The organism is Gracilimonas sp. BCB1 (assembly GCF_040117685.2).
Lineage (GTDB): Bacteria > Bacteroidota > Rhodothermia > Balneolales > Balneolaceae > Gracilimonas.
This window is the reverse complement of the sequence record NZ_JBEDYP020000002.1, coordinates 264,918-281,819: the sequence shown is the minus strand read 5'-3', so window position 1 is coordinate 281,819 and position 16,902 is coordinate 264,918. Positions and strand designations below refer to the sequence as shown.

The 16,902-nt window shown below is 43.8% G+C and carries 15 protein-coding genes; all 15 read left to right on the top strand.

Translation table 11 applies throughout. The features are described from left to right. A partial coding sequence (locus tag ABFW99_RS01445) for an NADH-quinone oxidoreductase subunit N (protein ID WP_349355448.1) occupies window positions 1-613 on the top strand: 613 nt, incomplete at its 5' end. A 178-nt stretch (window positions 614-791) separates the two neighbouring features. Continuing rightward, the gene (locus ABFW99_RS01440; RefSeq protein WP_349355447.1) at window positions 792-1,040 is read left to right on the top strand and encodes a CopG family transcriptional regulator; all 249 of its coding nucleotides are present in this window, start codon (window positions 792-794) and stop codon (window positions 1,038-1,040) included. Further along, entirely contained in the window at window positions 1,021-1,434 is a 414-nt protein-coding gene (locus tag ABFW99_RS01435) for a type II toxin-antitoxin system VapC family toxin (RefSeq protein ID WP_349355446.1), read from the top strand. Before ABFW99_RS01440 ends, ABFW99_RS01435 begins: the two co-directional genes overlap by 20 nt. Window positions 1,435-1,562: 128 nt before the next feature. Then, window positions 1,563-1,949 (top strand): 30S ribosomal protein S6, encoded by a 387-nt coding sequence (gene rpsF / locus ABFW99_RS01430; protein ID WP_255135041.1) that lies wholly within the window; start codon window positions 1,563-1,565, stop codon window positions 1,947-1,949. A 33-nt stretch (window positions 1,950-1,982) separates the two neighbouring features. Then, window positions 1,983-2,234, top strand: a complete 252-nt coding sequence (gene rpsR, locus ABFW99_RS01425) for a 30S ribosomal protein S18 (protein ID WP_255135040.1) — start codon at window positions 1,983-1,985, stop codon at window positions 2,232-2,234. A 20-nt stretch (window positions 2,235-2,254) separates the two neighbouring features. After that, complete coding sequence (rplI, locus tag ABFW99_RS01420) at window positions 2,255-2,701, top strand: 50S ribosomal protein L9 (RefSeq protein ID WP_255135039.1); 447 nt, start codon at window positions 2,255-2,257, stop codon at window positions 2,699-2,701. 188 nt (window positions 2,702-2,889) lie between these two features. Continuing rightward, on the top strand, window positions 2,890-4,797 hold the full coding sequence (locus ABFW99_RS01415; protein WP_349355445.1) for a protein-disulfide reductase DsbD family protein: 1,908 nt from the start codon (window positions 2,890-2,892) through the stop codon (window positions 4,795-4,797). Window positions 4,798-4,936: 139 nt separating this feature from the next. Beyond that, window positions 4,937-8,332: a hypothetical protein gene (locus tag ABFW99_RS01410; protein ID WP_349355444.1), complete on the top strand. Its 3,396-nt coding sequence runs from the start codon at window positions 4,937-4,939 to the stop codon at window positions 8,330-8,332. 169 nt (window positions 8,333-8,501) lie between these two features. Then, window positions 8,502-9,221 carry a MotA/TolQ/ExbB proton channel family protein gene (locus ABFW99_RS01405; protein WP_349355443.1) on the top strand — a complete coding sequence of 240 codons (720 nt, stop codon included), beginning with the start codon at window positions 8,502-8,504 and terminating at the stop codon, window positions 9,219-9,221. Window positions 9,222-9,252: 31 nt separating this feature from the next. Further along, a complete protein-coding gene (locus ABFW99_RS01400; RefSeq protein WP_349355442.1) occupies window positions 9,253-9,519 on the top strand; it encodes a hypothetical protein in 267 nt (88 codons plus the stop codon). Between the two features lie 12 nt (window positions 9,520-9,531). Continuing rightward, a complete protein-coding gene (locus ABFW99_RS01395) occupies window positions 9,532-10,074 on the top strand; it encodes an ExbD/TolR family protein (protein WP_349355441.1) in 543 nt (180 codons plus the stop codon). Between the two features lie 6 nt (window positions 10,075-10,080). Next, window positions 10,081-10,527: an ExbD/TolR family protein gene (locus ABFW99_RS01390; protein WP_255135033.1), complete on the top strand. Its 447-nt coding sequence runs from the start codon at window positions 10,081-10,083 to the stop codon at window positions 10,525-10,527. 75 nt (window positions 10,528-10,602) lie between these two features. Continuing rightward, complete coding sequence (gene thiL, locus ABFW99_RS01385; protein ID WP_349355440.1) at window positions 10,603-11,631, top strand: thiamine-phosphate kinase; 1,029 nt, start codon at window positions 10,603-10,605, stop codon at window positions 11,629-11,631. Window positions 11,632-11,758: 127 nt separating this feature from the next. Continuing rightward, a complete protein-coding gene (gene ftsH, locus ABFW99_RS01380; protein ID WP_349355439.1) occupies window positions 11,759-13,879 on the top strand; it encodes an ATP-dependent zinc metalloprotease FtsH in 2,121 nt (706 codons plus the stop codon). A 129-nt stretch (window positions 13,880-14,008) separates the two neighbouring features. Next, entirely contained in the window at window positions 14,009-16,876 is a 2,868-nt protein-coding gene (locus ABFW99_RS01375; protein ID WP_349355438.1) for a TonB-dependent receptor, read from the top strand. The last annotated feature ends 26 nt before the right edge of the window (window positions 16,877-16,902 follow it).

Below are 16,902 nucleotides of genomic sequence, written 5' to 3'. Positions count from 1 at the left end.
CCTTGTACAGGATAACGTAAAGCGTATGCTTGCTTATTCGAGTGTGGCTCATGCTGGATACGCTTTAGTAGGTCTGGCCGCCGGTACTTTTGAAGGATACAGCGCTGTACTTTTCTACTTATTTGCTTATACCCTGATGAATGTAGGTGCATTTGGAGTGATTGCTTACTACGAACGCAACAAAGGCCTTGATTTTACACAGGTCCAAAATCTTGCCGGACTTGGATATAAGGAACCATTAATGGGAGTATCTTTATCCGTTTTTCTATTCTCTCTAGCGGGTATTCCGCCACTGGTGGGTTTCGTGGGTAAGTACTATGTATTTGCCGCAGCTATTAATGCCGAAATGGTTGGTTTGGCCATTATAGGGGTATTGGCTAGTGCTGCCAGTGTCTACTATTACCTTCGCGTAATGGTTTACCTGTACTTCCGTGAAGAACATCAGCCAGTTGAGCTATTTAAGCCAACGTTGCTCTATAAAGGAACCATCGCAATTCTTGCCATACTTACTCTGTATTATGGAGTGGAGCCGCTGCTGCCTACCGGTGGGTTAATGGATCTGCTGAATACCTTCGGCAGCTACTCAACACCTGCCATTTCAATAGCTCCCTGATAATCAGTTGCTTTTCATTTAATAGCTAACCGACTCAATAAGCTGGTATTCTGATAGCATCATGGCTATCGAGCCGTTTGGGTTAATAGTGCAGAGCTATATTAATAATGCTTATACAAGAGATTTGTCTATAATTTAAAATTGTAATACATTTTGTAAAACAATTAATAATGATGTCATGAGATCAGTTCGTTTACCGGAGGATTTAGAGAAAGAGCTGGAGATGTTAGCCGATCAAAAGAAAGTATCCCGCTCTAACATTATAAAAGAAGCCTTGGTGGAGTATATGGCAAAAGAGAAGAAATATAACAAACCCTACGAAGTGGGCGCTGCCTACTTTGGGAAGCATGGAAGCGCAGAATCAAACCGATCCGTCACCTATAAATCCCGAATAAAAGATAAGATTCGTGATAAGCACACTGATTGACGCAGGCCCCATTATAGCCCTGTTTGATAACAGCGATCAGCATTATGATCGAGTGCTCGATTTCATGAAAGGGTATAAAGGGAGGTTAATTTCCACCTGGCCTGTTTTGACTGAAGTGTCCTATATGCTCGATTTCAATAAAGAAACCCAGCTGGATTTTCTGAGTTGGGTTTCTGAAGGAGGGATCGAAGTGGTGAACTTAGAACAGTGGCAGATCATTAAAGTCAGGGAAGTGATTGATAGATATGCTGATTTACCGGCAGATTTTGCTGATGCATCACTGATTGTTACTGCTGAAGCACGTGATCTCGAATCAATAATTACGCTGGACAGTGATTTTGGAGTCTATAAGTTGAGTAACGGCAAACACCTTTCAAACCTGTTGGTCAAGTAAAATAAAACCTTTTTGAGAGGTTGGAATAGACATCAAAAAAAGCGTATCTTTACAGTCTTCTGTTGTTCGGCAAAGTGCCAGAGCGACTGCTTTCACCTTAGGAAGCAACCAAAGAAAAACATATCAAAATGAGCAAAAACTATTACGAGTTTACCTATATCATAAATCCTGTTCTCGAAGAGGATAAGTTCAAAGAAACCGTCGATAAAGTTACCAATCTGATCGAAAAGAACGGCGGAGAAATTGATGAAGTAGATGAGTGGGGCTTACGTCAGTTCGCATACAACATCGATAAAAAAGGCAGTGGTTATTATGTGAATATGTATTTCACAGCACCCGCTGAAGCTATTGCCAGCGTTGAACGTCAACTACGAATCGATGATGATATTCTTCGATACCTGACGCTGAAATATGACGCCAAAATGTTACGTCATCGTGAACTTCAAAAGAAAAATGAAGTACCTGATATCTTCGCGATTGAAGATGAAGACGAGTCGGAAGAAGACGACGATTAATTAAAGAGAACCCACACTTAAAGATTTTGAATTATGATTAAGAATCCATCACATCCAAAGAAAGGTCAACGTAAGGTAAAGCAGTGCAAATTCACCCGTGCCGGAGTTGAGTACATTGATTACAAAGACGTAGATACTCTTCAGCGTTTTACTAACGACCAGGGTAAAATTCTCCCGCGTCGTGTTACCGGTACCAGTGCAAAGCACCAGCGACAGTTAACAACGGCCGTGAAAAGAGCTCGATTTTTAGCTCTTATGCCATACGTAGCTGAAAACCTTAGATAAAATTTTAAGTTGACAGAATTATGAAAATCATACTTAGAGAAGACGTAGAAAAATTAGGACAGTCCGGCGAAGTTGTTGATGTAAAAGACGGCTACGGACGTAACTACCTGATTCCTCAGGGTAAAGCCGTTATGGCAACCAAAGGAGCTATTCAGGAACTTGAAAGACTGAAGAAAGAAGCCGCCCGTCAGGCTGAGTTTACCGTTAAGGAAGCTAAAGAACTGGCTAAACAGCTGGAAGTAACTTCACTGACTATCCCGGTAACAACCGGCGAAGAAGACAAAATTCACGGAACCGTAACCAACGCTGATATTGCAGCGGCTCTGGAAGAGCGTGAAATTCTTGTTGATAAGAAAGACATTTCTCTTGATCAGGACGTGAAAGCACTTGGCGAATACACAGCTACTGTAAACCTTGTTGGAGATCTGAATCCACAGGTTAAGTTCTGGGTTGTTAAAGACGAGTGATAACTTACTGACTCGATTTCGATACACTAATTTCGGATACATTGAGTTAGCATTCGTAAGATAAACGGTTGAGCAGTCATCCAAGAACAAACGCATTTATTACAAGGAAACGTAGTGATGCCGGAATTGATTGAACATACTGATTGCAAGTACTAACCGTGACGGCTAACTCAAAGAAATTAAGTTTAATGAAATCATCTCAAACACTATTAATGGGGATCATCATCATGATGTTATCCCCATTTTTTATTCACGCCCAAATCCCTGATCCTGTTAAATTCAGTGTTTCGGAAGCTCCTGAAGAAGTATTGGCCGGGGAAGTTTTTGAGATAAAAATTGATGCCTCTATCGAAGGTGACTGGCACCTTTATTCTATTCTTAATGACAAAGACGCCGGACCTTTTCCCACCGAGTTTTCAGCGAAGTCATCCAATTTTGTAATTACCGGTGATGTAGTAGAGTCAGAAGCCGATATTGAGTTCGACCCCAACTTTGAGGCTGAATTAGGCTGGCACAGCAGTTTCGCCAGCTTTACCGTTCCGGTTGCTATAAAAACCAACCAGACAGGATCACAGAACCTGGACATCGAAGTTTTTTACCAGGTATGTGACGACCGGGTCTGCCTTCCGCCCAAATCAAAATCGATTATTGCGGGAGTAACGGTAACCGGTATTTCTGAGAATCCGGTTGATCAAGCTGTTTATTCAGAAGATTCAGGTTCTGTTGGTGGTGATATCAAAGAGTCTTCGTTGGGCGGAGACGGGGTTTTTTCCTTTATTTGGGTGGCTATTCTGGCCGGGTTTGCAGCTTTGCTTACTCCTTGTGTTTTCCCCATGATTCCATTAACGGTTTCGTATTTTTCTAAACAGGAAGGTTCCGGGAAGGGAATTGGAGGTGCCGTTTTATTCGGGATTGCTATTGTCATCACTTTCACGATTCTTGGTGTATTGCTTGCAGCAATCTTCGGAGTATCCGGTGCCCAGAATTTTGCATCCAATCCCTGGGTGAATTTGTTTATCGCATTTGTATTGGTTGCTTTCGCCTTCAGTTTGTTGGGAATGTATGAACTCCGCTTACCACATCAGTTAACCAACTGGCTGAATCGCCAGAGTAATGAGAGCTCTGGCATAGCCGGTATATTATTCATGGCACTCACGATCAGCGCGGTTTCATTTTCTTGTACCGCACCCTTTGTGGGCGGAGTGTTTGCTGCCACCACCGGGGGTGAGTGGTTTTATCCTATCATTGGGATGATTGGGTTTTCAGCCGCCTTTGCCAGCCCTTTTGTGATCCTGGCTATTTTCCCCAAATGGATGGAATCGTTACCTAAAAGCGGCTCATGGATGAATATTGTAAAAGTACTGCTTGGATTTATAGAATTGGCTGCAGCTTTCAAATTCCTTTCCAATGTAGATTTGGTTTGGGAATGGGGAGTCGTTTCCCGCCCGTTGACCATCGCCGCGTGGATTGCCATTTTCTTACTCACCGGATTATACCTGTTGGGCACATATTCGTTAAAACATGAGCAGAAGCCCGAAAGTATATCTACGGGAAGAGTGCTGCTTTCGATTCCTTTTCTATTATTCAGTTTCTATTTAATTCCGGGCTTGCTCGGTTCTTCGCTGGGTATATGGGATGCCTTTCTTCCCCCAAAACAAGCAACCGATGTAAGTTTAGTGGCCTCGATCGGAACTACGCCCGGCTCGGGAGCCACTACCAGCGCCGATGAGGGATGGTCTAAAGATTATGAAGCTTCCCGTGAGGCTGCCAAAGAAGCAGGGATACCTGTTTTCATCGACTTCACGGGTTATACCTGCACCAATTGCCGGGCTATGGAATCAAACATCTTTCCACTGGATGAGGTTGTTCAGCGTTTCGAACAGATGGAGCTGGTCAAACTTTATACCGATGGCGGTCCGGACGGGCCGGAGAATCAGATGTTCCAGTTTGAGCTTACCGGAAATGTGGCCCTACCAACTTACGCCATTGTTGATCCGGAATCGGGGCGTGTAATTACCCAAAGTTTGGGCTACAGCAAAAAAGATGAGTTTGTAGCTTTTCTTGATCGCGGACTTCAGGCATTTAATAATCGCTGATTGTTGACCCTTTCCGCGGAAAGCTTTAGCCTTAATCACACCCAAATAAATGTAGATTCCTCTGGCTGCCCCTGCGACCCAAACATTCATACACTATCTGGCCTGCACACTGTTGTTGTGCTTCGCAAGTTTGGGTTCCGTGCAGGCACAAACCCCTGTCAATCAACAAAAATTACTACAACCCTTTGACCCGGACTCCTCATATTATTTAGGAGAATGGGTTATTCCATCAAGCATCAACGTTACTTCAGATGGAAAAGAGCTTACCACAGACAGGTGGTCTTTCGATGAACAATCGGGATTGCTTTCTTTCAGGGAGAATGAACTTTCCGGTTACCGTCAGGTAGTAGTCCACTATCAGGAAAACCCATTTACTATTTCCAGAACCTATCAACCCAGAAGGCCAATAGAACTGGATAGTAGGTTATTTACTGATCCGGATTCTCTGGACGAAGAAATTGCAAGCCGACAACAACCTGCATTAGCAGAATCAAACTTAAGACAATCAGGAAGTCTGAGCAGGGGAATTATTGTTGGATCCAATCAGGATTTTGCACTCGAGAGTGGATTGAATTTTGAACTCAGTGGAGCTTTGACTGAAACTATAAACATCAACGCCTCCTTAACCGATCAAAGCATTCCCATTCAGCCCGATGGTACCACACAAAACCTCCGGGAATTTGATAAGGTATTCATTCAGGTGGAAGCCCCGAACACAACAGTGGAAATGGGGGATGTGGATATCAGCCTGGAACAAAGCACGTTTGCCCGGCTCAACAGAAGGCTGCAAGGGGCAACAGGCTATGTGAATTCGGACTATGGCGATTATACCGGTGCGGCCTCGGTAGTGAGGGGGACTTATAAGTCTATGAGTTTTTCAGGACAAGATGGCGTTCAGGGTCCTTACCGGCTAACCGGCCGAAACGATCAGGAGTTTGTGATTATCCTTGCAGGCACCGAGCGGGTTTATGTGAATGGACAACAGGTACAGCGGGGAGCTGAGCATGACTATATTATTGATTATGGCTTAGGAGAAGTAACCTTCACTAACAACCTGCTTATTAAAGATGAAACCCGAATTGTGATTGAGTATGAATACGCAGATCAGGATTTCAATCGTACCATGGTGTCTGCGGAAGGCGGGGGAAACTTTCTGGATGGAAGGATGAACATCGGTGCCTCAGTCATTCGACAGGCAGACGGTGATGATCTCCTATCTCAGCAATCGCTCACTCAAAGTGATATTGAATTGCTTCAGAATGTTGGGGATGACCTCGATGACGCGGTAGTAAGCGGAGCCCGGATTGCTACTGAAGATGAAAGGGATCGGTTCGTATTGTATGCTGAAGTGGATACCGTTCTGGAAGGGCAAAGCTATACGATCTACCAGAATCAGCCCGGCTCTGAAGATGCCATTTACAGGGTACAATTTACTAAAGTAGGAGAAGCAGAGGGTAGCTACCGCCGGGTGAGCAGTCAGGTAAATGGCCTGTTATATGAATGGGTGGGTCCCGGGCTCGGTAGTTATGAACCGTTTCGTCAGCTTCCGGCTCCACAGAAACAACAAATGGCCGCTATTTACGGGAGTTTCAATATTAGCAAAGATGTTAAACTATTCGGGGAATGGGCCGTCAGTGATTTTGATGCCAACCGATTCTCATCGCTTGATGACGCAAATAATACAGATATGGCCTATGAATCCGGGTTGAGGGTTTCTGAAGCTACCTCAGCTATTGGCACAATTAGTGCCTCGTTGAGCCGAAGATATTCAGGCAGGAGATTTCAGTTTTTTGAGCGTACCCTAGATGTAGAATTTGACCGTAAGTGGAATATCACCCGTTCCGGAGAAAGTAAGGAAGTGATAAACCAAGCCAGCTTGAGCGTAAGTCCGACTGTGCACACAACAGTTGGAGCAGAATTAGGTGTAGTGGAAAGGGATCGTTTTTATGGGCTTCGGCAGGCTTCTTCTATCTCAAGTTCGGAAGAAGGAATATTGGATTTGAATTACAGTCAGGATTGGGTGCAAAGTGAAGATGAAGTCTTGAATCAGAACGGGAACTGGTTCAGACAGAATGGATCTGTCAGTAAAGGATTTGGTCTCGGTTCAACGCTCATTACTCCATATATATCCTTTGAACAAGAGAACAGGGAGCAACGTAACGCTCAAACAGATTCACTAACCCAGCTTTCCCAAAACTTCTATGATGTGGGACCGGGCTTACAAGTTGCATTTTCGGATCTGGAACTGGATGCATCTGTAGCCTACCGGGAAGAGGAGGGTGTTCTCGATAACCTTCTGCAAGATGAAGCCAAAGCTATTGAGCAGCGGTACCGTCTAAGCTATCGACCCGGCAGTAATTTTGGAACTACCAATGAAGTGCGCCTGAGAGATAAACAGTTCACCGAAGCTTTTGAAGCAACGGGAGGTAGAAATCGTCAGGGTTTACTTATTAAATCCGTAACCAATTATTCGACCAGGGATCAGTTTCTGGATGGGGAATTTTTCTACGAGGCCAACACCCAGCGCCGGGCTTTGTTGCAGGAAACCTATATTGAGGTAGGCCCTGAAATTGGTCAGTATGTATGGGATGACCTGAACGGAGACGGAACCCAGCAGGTGGATGAGTTTTTCCAGGAAGTGAGTCCTAATGAGGGAACGTTCATTCGCCAGTTTTTACCTTCCGATGATTTATTGCCGGTCATAGATCTTAATGTACGATTCTTGAATACCATCCAGCCGTTAACTTTTCTGGAGGATGAAAACTGGCTTCAGGCCATCAGTCTCCGATCAAGAATCGATATTACTGAAAACTCAACCACTCGTGATCTATCTGATATTTATTTGCTGAAGTTGAGCTCGTTCCGAAATGATTCCAACACCGTGCAGGGCAGGTTGCTTTGGGAAAAAGAATTAAATCTATTGAATGGGGTGAATCGAGCCGACTTGCGCCTTGGATATTCACAAAACCAGAGCCTGAATCAGAGAAGTACCGAATCGATTGAAAGCTACACTGACTTGAGGTACCTGAATTCAGCTTTTGATATCACAGACCGGGTTCGGGTTTCTATGGATGTTTTGGGAAGTACAAACCGAAGCGAGAGCAGCCGGCTCCAAAACAGAAATTATGATATCAGAACGCTTTCCTTTAAGCCGGGGGTAAACGGAACCATCAGTCGATCCTGGAATGCCGGGCTGGAGGTTTCTTATGCCCGGAAAGAAGACCGGTTTCCTGTCCAAAATGTAACGGCGGATTTGCTAAAGATTTCGACGACTCATCGAACTTTTTTGTGGAGAAAACTCCAGTCTAATCTCCGGCTTGAGGTACGAAACACCATAGTGAATGGGAGTTCATCATCCTACGGAAGTTATGAATTGACGGAGGGAACCGGGGAAGGAACCAATCTCATTTGGTCGCTCAATAGTTCGTATCGGGCAAGTAATTTAATTCGCATAAGTTTTAATTACGATGGAAGAACCGTCACAGACCGTGCTGCCATACATACTATAAAATTAGTTATGAGTGCAACTTTTTGATAAAAACCGTTAATAATCGGTAACTTATTGTAGTGAATTCGAAAGTGGGTAACATTACGTAAAAATGAGTTTTTAAGCCGGATGTTACTTTGACATTTAGTATAAAATGAACTATTCTTTCGCTTCATTATTCTTAGCCTTTAACAATTAAACTATTAGTGGAGTAGACATGATATCGTCGATTGCTCTTTTTCTCTTACAAGCCCCTGCTGACGAAGGGTTTTTTAATGTCGTAGTAGCAAAATTTAACGAAGGTAATGAAGGCGGATGGATGTGGCCGGTATTGGTTACATTGATTCTCGGCCTCGCCATATTTCTTGAGCGGATCATTACTCTCAACCTTGCTGACATCAACACACGTAAATTTATCGTTAACGTACAAGAAGCTCTTCAGGACGGTGGTATCGAAGCTGCTGAAGAACTTTGTGCACAAACCCGAGGTCCTGTAGCGTCAGTTTTTCAAGCTGGTTTAATGCGTTCTCACGAAGGTATTGAAGCTGCAGAAAAAGCAATTTCAGCTTATGGCTCTATTGAAATGAGTTTCCTCGAGCGCGGTCTTGTATGGTTGTCACTTTTCATTGCAATTGCTCCGCTATTCGGATTCCTTGGTACCGTAGTAGGTATGATCGAGGCTTTCGATGACATTGAAGCTGCAGCTGATATCTCCCCGAGTATTGTAGCGGGTGGTATTAAAACTGCACTTTTGACAACCGCCGGAGGTTTGATTGCGGGTATTATTCTCCAAATTGGATACAACTATTGCGTATCTAAAATTGACCGACTGATTGCAGAAATGGAAGAAAGTTCAATCACCCTGATTGACTCCATTATTATGCTGAATGAAGGAAAAGATTTAGTTCCTCCATCTGCCAGCGACACTGACGCATAATTAGAATCCAAACAATAAAAAGGATATAGATATGGTTGCAATTAGTGTCGGACTTGCTCTTGGGTTAATCGTTCTCGGTGTGGTCTCTATGGCCGGAGCCGGGGTTCGAAGCCTTGTAATGGGCAAGCAGGACTACAAAAAGATTGGAATGATGGCCATCCCATTTGTTGTCTTCGGAATTGCATACGCAATATCCGGCGAATTTTCTGATGCCGGAGTGATGACAGCAGCTCTAATGATGCTTGGTATGGTTGCAGCGATAGTCCTTACCGGACTTCGCGGAACATTTAAGTTTTAGTAGGAACGCAATATGCTACTTAAAAAAAGAAAAAGAGAAAGTGCGGAGATCAATGGATCTTCCATGGCGGATATCGCCTTTCTCTTGCTCATTTTCTTTCTGGTTACAACTACGATTAACGTAGATACCGGAATTGGATTGGTGCTTCCTCCTCCATTGGAAGAAGATGTAGATCCACCACCCATTAAGGAAAGAAACCTGATGAATATTCTTGTGAATCAGGAAGGACGAATCGTAATGGATGAAGAATTCTATCAACTTGGAGAAGTTAAGGCCCGGTTGATTGAGTTCATTAAGAATCCAACACAAGATCCGAATCTGGCAGAAACTCCCGATTTGGCGATTGTCTCTATCAGAACCCAACGCGAAACTCCTTACCGCATTTATGTTGATATGCTGGATGAGGTAATGGGCGCTTACAAGGATCTAAGAGACGAGGCTTCAAGAGCTAACTATGGCGTGCCTTATGGTGCACTCGAAGAAGACAGTCCTCAGCAAGAGCAAGTAAAGGATATGTATCCGAAGAAAATCTCAATAGCAGAACCTAACGAATAATCTATCATGGCTCATTTTAAAAAGAAGAATGCAGGCAGTAAGCAGGAAGTACCTACTTCCGCCATGCCGGATGTTGTATTCATGTTACTCTTCTTCTTTATGGTAACCACCGTATTGAGAGAAGTAACATTGAAGGTTCGTGTTAACCTCACCCAGGCCGAAAACATTGAAAAGATTGAGCAAAAGCGACTTCTTTCCTATGTATATATTGGACCGGAACGACTTCCGGGTAATAAATTGGGTGAAGATAAGGTTCAGATTGATGACGCTATCGTTGAAGATATAGGCGGAATCAGAACGCTGATGTATGACAAGCTTCGCGAACAGCCTAAGTTAATTGTTTCCCTGCGTGTGGATGAGAACTCCGAGTTCGGACTTCTTACCGACGTACAGGAAGAATTAAAACAGGCCAGCACGTTTCGTATAAACTACTCTACACGTCGCGAACCTTAATTTAATTTTTTAAAGATTAAGGCAGCTGTACCCAATGGTGCAGGTGCCTTTTTTTATTTTAACCCCCCTGATTATATGTCCGAAGAATTTCAAACGATACAAAGCATCGGAAGCAAAGGGCTTCTTGAAAAGATTTCAAACTATGATGCTTTCAAAAATGAAAAGGTAACGCAATCAATTGGAGATGATGCCGCCGTTATCAAAGAAGAAGAGGGAAATCTAACGCTCCTATCCAGTGATACCTATGTTGAGGGAGTAGACTTTGATCCTACCTACACACCGTTTAATCACCTTGGCTATAAGATACTCTCGGCAGGAGTCAGTGATATTTACGCGATGAACGGCAAACCAGAGGCCGTTCTCATAAATCTCGCTGTGCCAAACCGGATGTCGGTTCAAATGATAGAGGATTTATACCAGGGGATTTACGCAGCAGGGAAAGTTCATGAGGTAGAAGTAGTAGGTGGCGATATGAAAGCCAATCACGCCAACCTTGTGGTTTCCATAAGTGTGTATGGTAAAGTGGATGAAGAGCATATCACTTACCGTAAAGGCGCCAATGAAGGAGATGCTATCTGTATTACCGGAGATCTTGGTGGAGCCCTTGCCGGACTTAGGATTCTAATGCGTGAAAAGAAATTCTGGGAAGAACACGGAGATGAATCTGTTCAGCCGGAACTTGGTGATTACCAGTTTGTGGTTAAGAGGCAATTGGTTCCTGAAGCAAGAAAAGATCTTGTAGATACATTAAGAGAGCAAAATCTTGTTCCTACCTCAATGATCGACATTACAAAAGGATTGGTTAGTGAAGTCAACTCTATTTCTGAGGAATCAAATCTTGGAGCCTATATTTATCAAGCGGCATTACCTATAGCAATCGAAACCCGACAGGTAGCCGGCGAAATGCAGGAAGATGTAGATCGTTACGCTCTGTTTGGCGGAGAAGATCTTGAACTCATGTTTACTTTGTCTGAAGAGAAAGTAGAAGAGTTCGTGAATCATTTTAATGATTTTGTAGTAATAGGGCGCATGGTTTCCAAAGAAGAGGGCATGAAAATGCAGACTGCAGAAGGTGATGTAGTCTCGTTTGATGATTTGTCATAAGAAAGTTAGTGGCACGTTTTTTGCCAAGAGTACGTTCGATTCAATAAAGATAATTCGATCTCGTAAACTCATCTGAGTGTAAGGTTCGTTATATTATAGTCTAAGATAATTTTATAAGCTTGTTTTAATGGCGCAGAAAGACCAAAATCAAAAAAAATCAGTTAAGCCAGACGGCAAAAAAGGCGGTAACTCCCCTAAATTTCCTACTTGGAGTATATTTGTATTATTCTTTGTACTTCTACTTGCCCAAGTACTTTTCTTTTCTCCTGATACCGGGAACAGAATTAAGTACAGCAAGTTTCTTGAACATGTCGAGAATGGATATGTTAGTGAAATCACGATAACCAATGGGGTGGATGTTACCGGGGTCTATTCGGATAAAGCTATATCAGATGGAATTATAAATCGTCCGGCACAGGAAGACAGCAACAATCTCCCGTTTTCTACGGAAAGCGTTGAGGATTTCAAAAAGTTCAGGACCACAATGCTCCGGGGTGATGAAATTCGACCCGTGCTCGACGCCAATGCTGTCGAGTATGATGTGCGAATTGAAGAAGACTGGTTCAGCGGCATTTTTGTTTGGCTGATTCCGATTGCGTTGTTAATCGTAATCTGGATTTTCATTTTCAGGAAAATGAATCCCGGGCAACAAGTTCTCAACATTGGAAAGAACAAAGCATCACTCTACGATCAGCAAAAAGAAACCAAGGTAACCTTTGAAGATGTGGCCGGACTTCAGGAAGCGAAAGCTGAAGTTGAAGAGGTTGTGGAGTTCCTGAAAAACCCTCAGAAATTTACCAAGCTTGGTGGCGTGCTGCCTAAAGGTGTGTTGTTAGTGGGGCCTCCCGGAACCGGTAAAACATTACTTGCCAAGGCAACCGCAGGAGAGGCCAGCGTGCCATTCTTCAGCTTAAGTGGTTCTGATTTCGTAGAAATGTTTGTAGGAGTGGGTGCAGCACGGGTTCGCGACCTGTTCAAGCAAGCAAAGGAAAAAGCCCCATGTATTATATTTATTGATGAAATTGACTCCATTGGCCGTACCCGTGGACGTGGAATGGCAATGGGTTCCAATGATGAGCGGGAAAATACGTTGAATCAGCTGCTCAGCGAAATGGATGGATTCAACTCCGACAAGGGAGTGATCCTGATGGCAGCAACAAACCGCCCGGATATTCTTGACTCCGCCTTGTTACGCCCGGGTCGTTTTGATCGACAGATTATGATTGACAAGCCGGACTTAAACGGCCGTGTTGAAATCCTGAGGGTTCACACCAAAAAATTAAAACTTTCGGATAACATCGACTTGAGAGTATTGGCATCTCAGACCCCTGGTTTTGCCGGAGCCGATCTGGCAAATCTTTGTAACGAGGCTGCTTTATTGGCTGCCCGACGTGAGAAAAGCAGCATTGAGATGGAAGATTTCCAGGATTCTATCGAAAAAGTAATTGCCGGTCTGGAAAGGAAGAATAAGTTAATCAGTCCTGACGAGCGAAAAATTGTGGCATATCATGAAGCCGGTCATGCCATTGTAGGCTGGTTTCTGGAGCACACCGATCCCGTATTGAAGGTAAGTATTGTACCACGTGGCTTAGCTGCATTAGGGTATACCTTACAAACACCCCTTGAAGAACGCTTCCTGATGACAACCGAGGAGCTGAACGACAAAATTTGTGCGCTTCTTGGTGGACGAGTAGCTGAAGAGATTATCTTTGGGCGAATTTCTACCGGTGCACAAAACGATCTTGAGCGTATCACAACGATGGCGTTTGCTATGGTTGCCGAATACGGTATGAGTGATAAACTTGGATATATTTCTCTGAAAGACTCGCAAAACCCTGAAAACAGCTACGGATTCAATAAAAAATACTCCGAGCAAACCAGTGAGCAGATTGATAAAGAAGTCCGTAAGATTATAGACTTGAATCACGATCGTACTATTGATTTGCTAAAAAAGCATAAGGATGAACTTGAGAAATTAGCTGAAGCACTTCTTGAAAGAGAGGTTCTGGATCATCATGCACTTCGTGACTTATTAGGTGATCGCCCTCACGGAAAATATCCGGACGGTATTTTCGAACGCCCGTCTGATTCCAAGAAAAACGGAGTTCAGAAAGAGGACGAAGAAAAATCTGATGTGGCTGATGCTGAGATAGTTGAATCTGAGGAAACTCAAGAGGTAAATGAAGAGACAAAAAATGACACAGAAGATTCTTCAGACAAAAAAGAGAGTGAAGAGTCCAAGGCCTGAAAGGGTGGCTATTAACATTGAGATAATCTACAGGTAAACAAAGGATAACGCCTCCTTAACAGTAGCGCAAAGGCTGAGGTTTAGTTTTGCAGTGCATTATGAAAGCAAAACTAAAACATATCAGCACACGTGAAAACACACATACTATCAGCACTCGTTTGTTTTGCGCTTTCTATTTCATTTAACCTAAAAGCGCAAGATGTAGGTACCATCACTGGTACCGTAGTAGATGCCGAAAGCGGCGAAACTCTTATCGGAGTTAATGTAGTACTTCAGGGAACTACCATAGGTACTTCCACAAACCTTGATGGCCAATATACCATCAGGAATATTGAGCAGGGCAGTTATACCCTTGAAGTCAGTTATATTTCTTTTCAGAAACAAACCATCACCGGAGTAGAGGTAAATTCCGGCCAGGTAACTAAGCTGGATATTACCCTTCAGCCCGAAACCGAAATGCTCGATGACGTAATAATTACGGCCGAAGCTATTTTGGATAATGAAGCCGGGTTGCTCAGGCAGCGCCAAAAAGCCATTTCTTTCAGCGATGCTATTTCTGCTGAAAGTATCTCCAGCAGCGGTAGCGGAGATGCAGCCGGAGCCCTAAAGAAAGTTGTGGGGGCTTCTGTGGTGGACGGTAAATATGTATTTATCCGGGGATTGGGAGACCGATACACCAGTACCCACCTGAACGGATCAGAACTGCCTTCTGCAGATCCTAACAGGAAATCATTTCAGCTCGATATTTTCCCAAGCAATCTTTTGGAGAACATCGTAACCCTGAAAACATTTACTCCTGATAAGCCGGGTAATTTCAGTGGTGGGCTGGTAGATATTGCAACCAAGGATTTTCCGGAGCAGTTTTCATTCCAGGCTTCTGCTTCAACAGGCTTCAATACCAAATCTACATTCACAGATCTTGCTATAGGAGATGCAAGCAGTACTGATTATTTGGGTTTTGACGGAGGGAGAAGAGGAGTCCCTCAAGAGGTTCGCGACTTTATAAAAAGCGGACAGGAATTTCCAACCCTGCGTGATACACGCAACGATCCGGAAGCTGCGGAAACACTCGATCGTTTATCAAACGCTTTCAACAACGAGTTTCGCCCGCGTGAGCAGTATGGGGTGATGGACCAGAGTTATGGTATTTCCATCGGGAATCAGGTTCCCTTTTTAGGAAACGACCTTGGATATACGGCCAGCTTTTCATACAGCCAGAGTTATTCCGGCTATGATGACGGGGTTGTCTCCAGGTATGATCTGGTAGGTAATTTCGACGATTCCGAGCAGCTGTTTCGCCGGCTGGATGTAACTGACATCAAAGGCCAGCGCAATGTGGATTGGGGCGGAATGGCAACAGTATCGTATCGCCTGTCTGATGCACACAAAGTTTCAGCTCGTTTCCTGAGAACTCAAAGCGGTACCGGTGAAGGTCGCTATTTAGAAGGCTTTCAGTACGACATCCCCAATGCTCTTTTCCAAACCCGTGTGGTACAATATACGGAGCGAAGTCTTTCTTCCTTCCAGTTAAGCGGCAAAAGCTATTTCGAAAACTTCCTCAAGACTACGGTAGAGTGGAAAGCCGCAAGCGCAACCAATATTCAGGATGAACCTGATTTACGTTACTTCACCACGCAGGTGGATACATTCCCTTCAGGGGCCATTCTCCATTCAAGCCCAACCAATAACTTTCAGCGCCCGGGACGTTTTTACCGAAATCTGGAGGAGTCAAATCGTTCGGTAGGGGTGGATGTAACCATTCCTTTCAATTCCTTTAACGGGGTTGCAGGTAATGTTAAGTTTGGTGGTAATCTTGTTGATGTTGACCGTGATTTCAGAGAACAACGATTCGACTTCTATACCGATACACAGAACTTCACCCTCAATGATGTAGAAGGGAATGTAGATGCGTTCTTTGATTCACTGGGAATATTAGGGTATAGCAACAATGGCCGGCCGCAATTCGGAAACTATGTGCAGAATGCATCAACTCCCAGAAGTAATTATAACGCCACTCGTACCGTTTCTGCTGCTTACCTGATGACCGAATTGCCTGTTACCGATTGGTTTAGACTGATTGGTGGGGTAAGATTAGAACAAGCTGATGTAGAAGTGGTTAGCCAGGATACAGCGCTGGCAGTCGGTTCTATTTCTAATACGGATTATCTGCCATCCATCAATGGGATATTCAGCCTAACCGAGAATATGAATATCCGTGCAGCGTATACGAAAACGGTAGCAAGACCGACGTTTAGAGAGCTGGCTCCTTATATCACCTTCGACTTTGTAGGCGGGCTATTATTTCAGGGGAATGAGAACCTGAAACGCACATTGATTACCAACTATGATCTTCGCTGGGAATTATTCACTGGTCCGGGTGAGATCCTGGCTGTTAGCGGGTTCTATAAAGAACTGAAAAATCCTTTAGAGCGGGTAATCAGAACCGATATCGGGAATGACGCACTTTCCATTCAAAATGTAGAAGAAGGTCGTGTGTACGGTCTTGAACTGGAAGTTCGCAAGAATCTGGGCTTCCTTACAGAAAATCTGCGACACTTTTCATTAGCTACCAACTATACGCTGGTACGATCTTATGTTGATATTCCTGAATTAGAACTGCTTGTAATTCGAAATGCAAAACCTGATGCAGAAGACACCAGGGAACTGCAGGGCCAATCTCCTTTCCTCTTCAATTTTGATTTAGGGTACTCAAACCCTGACATCGAGTTCAACTCCTCGGTGAGTTACAACTACTTTGGAGACCGGTTGGGGATTATCTCTGAGGGTGCTACCCCGGATATCTATGAACGAGGGTATGGATCGCTCAACTTCACCGCTAATAAAACCATTGCTGATCATTTCGAGCTCAGTTTTAAGGTGAGCAATATTCTGGACCCGTATATCATTCAGTCACAATCCTTTAATGGTGACGAATATTTCTATCAGCGATATAAGCGTGGACGTACATTTTCTCTGGGCATTAAATACAAGATTTAAAGAGGCTTTAACTCAAATCCCAAATA

Excerpts from the sequence above, each read along its gene's own strand:
- ABFW99_RS01440 (WP_349355447.1), top strand. The coding sequence starts at position 792 with ATGAGATCAGTTCGTTTACCGGAGGATTTAGAGAAAGAGCTGGAGATG.
- rpsF (WP_255135041.1), top strand. The coding sequence starts at position 1,563 with ATGAGCAAAAACTATTACGAGTTTACCTATATCATAAATCCTGTTCTC.
- rpsR (WP_255135040.1), top strand. The coding sequence starts at position 1,983 with ATGATTAAGAATCCATCACATCCAAAGAAAGGTCAACGTAAGGTAAAG.
- rplI (WP_255135039.1), top strand. The coding sequence starts at position 2,255 with ATGAAAATCATACTTAGAGAAGACGTAGAAAAATTAGGACAGTCCGGC.
- ABFW99_RS01415 (WP_349355445.1), top strand. The coding sequence starts at position 2,890 with ATGAAATCATCTCAAACACTATTAATGGGGATCATCATCATGATGTTA.
- ABFW99_RS01405 (WP_349355443.1), top strand. The coding sequence starts at position 8,502 with ATGATATCGTCGATTGCTCTTTTTCTCTTACAAGCCCCTGCTGACGAA.
- ABFW99_RS01400 (WP_349355442.1), top strand. The coding sequence starts at position 9,253 with ATGGTTGCAATTAGTGTCGGACTTGCTCTTGGGTTAATCGTTCTCGGT.
- ABFW99_RS01395 (WP_349355441.1), top strand. The coding sequence starts at position 9,532 with ATGCTACTTAAAAAAAGAAAAAGAGAAAGTGCGGAGATCAATGGATCT.
- ABFW99_RS01390 (WP_255135033.1), top strand. The coding sequence starts at position 10,081 with ATGGCTCATTTTAAAAAGAAGAATGCAGGCAGTAAGCAGGAAGTACCT.
- thiL (WP_349355440.1), top strand. The coding sequence starts at position 10,603 with ATGTCCGAAGAATTTCAAACGATACAAAGCATCGGAAGCAAAGGGCTT.
- ftsH (WP_349355439.1), top strand. The coding sequence starts at position 11,759 with ATGGCGCAGAAAGACCAAAATCAAAAAAAATCAGTTAAGCCAGACGGC.